This window comes from Anaerolineae bacterium, from assembly GCA_014360855.1.
In the GTDB taxonomy this organism is placed as follows: Bacteria; Chloroflexota; Anaerolineae; order JACIWP01; family JACIWP01; genus JACIWP01.
On the sequence record JACIWP010000275.1, the window covers coordinates 1 to 3,918 of the forward strand.

Annotated in this window: 5 protein-coding genes; all 5 read right to left on the reverse strand. The window is 63.4% G+C overall.

All coding sequences use genetic code 11. The annotated features are described in order from the left end of the window. Positions 1–1,585: PTS system mannose/fructose/sorbose family transporter subunit IID (locus H5T60_12540; GenBank protein MBC7243258.1), on the reverse strand; the 1,585-nt coding region annotated here is incomplete at its 3' end. A gap of 14 nt (positions 1,586–1,599) precedes the next feature. Continuing rightward, complete coding sequence (locus H5T60_12545; GenBank protein ID MBC7243259.1) at positions 1,600–2,043, reverse strand: PTS sugar transporter subunit IIB; 444 nt, start codon at positions 2,041–2,043, stop codon at positions 1,600–1,602. 146 nt (positions 2,044–2,189) lie between these two features. Then, positions 2,190–2,624: a PTS sugar transporter subunit IIA gene (locus H5T60_12550; GenBank protein MBC7243260.1), complete on the reverse strand. Its 435-nt coding sequence runs from the start codon at positions 2,622–2,624 to the stop codon at positions 2,190–2,192. 22 nt (positions 2,625–2,646) lie between these two features. After that, on the reverse strand, positions 2,647–3,393 hold the full coding sequence (locus H5T60_12555) for a GntR family transcriptional regulator (protein ID MBC7243261.1): 747 nt from the start codon (positions 3,391–3,393) through the stop codon (positions 2,647–2,649). 239 nt (positions 3,394–3,632) lie between these two features. After that, positions 3,633–3,918 (reverse strand): trimethylamine methyltransferase family protein (locus tag H5T60_12560; protein ID MBC7243262.1); only part of this gene is annotated, 286 nt, incomplete at its 5' end.

Consider the following 3,918-nt stretch of genomic DNA (forward strand, 5'->3'; position numbering starts at 1 on the left):
GGACAACATCTGCGACAACGCTCGCGCTCCCTTCTTCGACACGGACGTGCCCGGGCCGGCTGGCCTGGCCGAATACGTCCATGACGAAGTTGCCCAGGACGCCGGCGCCCGTGATGACCTTCTGCAGTGCACCGCTCTGCAGGATGCTGGTCACGGCAGCGCGGCCCTGGACATAGCCCTGCCACCAAACCCACCAGCCAACGCCCCAGACGAAGGCGGCCACGGCCACTACATAGAACAGGGGGCCGAGGATGTTGCCGCGCGTTGCCTGCGGCTGGCCGCCCAGGGCAATGCCGATGCCGATGGCCAGGGCGATGGGAATGACGATGCCCTGCTGGATGGTGTCGCCCACGCCGGCCATGGGGCCCATCAGACCGGTCTTGACGCCATTGATGGCATCATCGCTGATGTCCGCACCGGCGGCTTTCTCCTCTTCCATGGCAATGACGATGCCGTGGATGACGCCGCCGATGTCCGGCTGGGTGTTGAAGAAGATAAGGTGGCGCTTCAACGCGGCGCTGATGTCTTCCTTGGTCTTGTACAATTTCTCAATGATGGGGGTCATGCTGTGGGCGAAGCCCAGGCCCTGCATGCGCTCCCAGTTGTAGGTGGAGTGGGAGAAGAAGAGCCAGCGCAGCCAGGCCTTGAAGACGTCCTGGCGGGTCAACAGGCCGGGCGCCTTGCGGGCCTGTGCCTGGGCCGTGGCCGGCGCAGCCTCACCCATGCCGTGCACCCACAGCACATGCAGGTAGGCGACACACGCGGCGATGATGGCCATCATGAGCAGGTTGACCTTGCCGCCCATCATGGTGGTGACCACAAAGCCGATGAAGAAGTACGGCCACACATTGCCCCGCAGGAGGAACTTCAAGTTGAGCGCGATACCGAGGGCGGCCAGCATGCCGCTGGCGGTGAAGAGGCCGTTCATCACCCAGATGGCGTGCTGGGCGATCCAGTCCAGCGCGGAGCCCACCGCGGCGGAGCCCAGGTATGCCGCCAGCGCTACTGGTACAGCATACAGGATGAAGAGGAAGGGCTGAGAGTAGATGTAGTTACTGCGGGCAACTGCCTTAATGTTGCCCTCCTCCGCAAAGCGGTCCGCCCAGTGGGGGATGATGGAGCACAGCGACATGCGCAGGGACCAGGTCAGGCCGCCCAGCAGGCCCAGCGGTGCGGCCAGGGCCAGGGCCGCCTGAATGTCCAGGCCGCCGCCCAGCACTAGGGCTGTACCCAGGTAGCCGGCCAGGCCCGGGTCGCCAGGCAGAGAGCCGCCGGCGGAAATCCAGCCCAGGTACAGCACGTTGATGTTGGCGCCGATAGCGATGCCCTCCGCCGGCCGCCCCATGACGATGCCCACCAGCGTGCCGGCGATCAGCGGCCGGTACAGCACGGTGAAGCCCAGGTTGGCAAACCAGGGGGACAGCGAGAGATAGTACAGGATGCCGATGATCGCCGCCATGAGGAAGCTCATGCGCACCGCGCCGGTCTGCTGTGCCGGCATGGCATAGACAGCCACCGCGCCGGCCAGCATGAGCACCAGGCTGACGATCATGGCGACCGCGAGCTGTTTCCGATTCACTTTCATCGCCGCGTCTCCTTTTACTTGCGCTTCAGTTCAGCATACAGGTCCGCGAACTCTTTGGACTTCTCGCCTGGCACGGTCAGCAGTGTGATGCGGACGCCCCGGTCCATCAGGTCTTTCATGATAGCGATTTCCTCGTCCGACGCTGCAATATTTTTGAAGATGTTGCGCCGGCCGGGCCCTGACCCGATGCCCCCGACATTCAGGGCGCTGTAGGTCAGCCCGCCCTCATACAGCCGGCGGGCCACCTGCGGGGACCGCATCAACAGCATGGTAGTACTGCGGTTCTGCGTTTCCTGGCTCAGGGTCTGAATGGCCGCGTCGACGGAATAGACCTCCACCACTAAGCCAGGCGGCGCCGCCAAACGCATCACTTCCTGCATGTACGGGTCCTGCGCAAGCTGGTCATCAATGATGACGATGCGTTTGAACGGCTTGTGCTTGCACCAGACAGCGATCACCTGTCCGTGAATGAGACGATCATCAATGCGAACTAGGCCCCACTCCTCAGCGATGGCTCATCACCTCCTTTCCAGGCCAGATTGGGTATGGCTCCATTACGAACGTTCGCCGTGCCAGGCGAAGACCCCCACCGGAGAACGTGCCATCATTGGCCGGCCGAGACCTGATTGGCATTGGCCGCCATGGTCTTGCGGAACATAGGCCCCAGGTTTTTGACCGATTCCCGGCCAGCCTCAGTGATCATCTCGGCCAGCTCGCTGGCCGGCATCTCATCCCGACACATCAGCAGTTCCAACAGCATCGGCAGATTGGCGCCGGTGACGCATTCCACCCCGCGCTCCATGATCTGGCGGGCGGAAACATTGTACGGCGTGCCGCCGAAGAGGTCCACCAGCACCAGCACCTCTTGGCCGGCAAGGGGCTCCAGCACCGCTGTCAGGCGCTCCGCCAGCGCTTCCGGGCAGTCTTCCGGCTGGAGCGAAACCGCATGCACCCCTTCCTTCGGCCCCACGATCATCTCCGCCGCCCGGATGAGCGCCTCGCCCAGGTCCGCATGGGAAACGATGACGATGTGAACCATGTCTGCTCCTATCGGTAAAAGATTATCTCGCCTCCTGGCCCTCCAGCACCAGGGTGAGATGGTACCACTCGCCGCAGTAGCTTGAGAAGGAGTATTCCACCACTTCGCCGCTGTCCAAAAAGGTCAGGCGCTGGGCGCGCAGGACTGCCGCCGGCGGCGTGAGCCGCAGTAACCTTGCCTCGCGGTCGTCTGCCAGACAGGCGCATACCTGCTCCTGGGCATAGGCGATGCGCAGTCCGTATTTGCCCCGCAGAAGCCCGAACAACGATTCCCTGCCCAGATCATGCGCCAGGATGTCGGGGCAGAGGCGATGAGGGAGATAGCAGGTATGGATGGCCAGGGGGATATCGTTGATCAGTCGGAGGCGCTCGACCTTGACGATCTCCTCATCCGGGGAAATGCGCATGGGGCCGGCGAGTTCCTCCGGTACGGGAGAGATCAGGGCGGTTTCCAGCAGGATGCTGGAAGGGGAAAAGCCGGCGCGCTGGATATCGCTGGTGAAGCCAGCCAGGGAGACATGCACCGAGACCTGCACCTGCGGCACAGCTACAAAGGTGCCCTGGGCCGGCACTGTGCGGATCAGATGCTCGCGTTCCAGCTCCTCGATCGCCCGGCGCACGGTGGTGCGGCTGACCCCGAACATCTCGCACAACTGGCGCTCGGAGGGGAGACGCTGTCCAGGCCGCAGACTGCCCCGCGCAATCTGCGCGGCCAGCGCGGTCTTTAACTGAAGGTGCAGTGGAGTAGAGCTGTTGCGCTGTAAGGCCATCCGACCACCCTCGGGAACGGCAATACACTACCATGAGAAGAGGTTGGGCTGGAACTGGTAATTACCAGTTCACAATATACCACAAGTTGCCGGGATTGTCAATAGCCAGTTTTCGCGCATGGAATACGCCATGCTGAGGTTATCAGATTGGTTAATTGTAAAAACACCTGGCACAGAAAAAGGTGGCAGTCAGCCCGGAGGTGACTGCCACCTGGCAGAAACAAGGGCAGGCGGCGGTGTTACAGCACGATGCCGGCGATCTCGCGGCGGATGCGCGCATCCACTTCCGCCGGCCAGCGCGCCGGCTGGTGCGTCTGCAGGATCTGGCGCGCTTTCTCGCGGGCGCGCTCGCGGGCGGTCTTGGCGCCGGCGGCGACCCAATCCTCGCGCGACTCCCGGTCGCTCAGGGTCGGGAAGTAGAACTCGCTCCGCAGATGGCGTGCCGTGTGATCCTCCGCCAGGAAATTGCCCCCCGGCCCCACCTTCTCGATGACTTCCTGCGCCAGGGCCTCCGTGCCTCGCGCG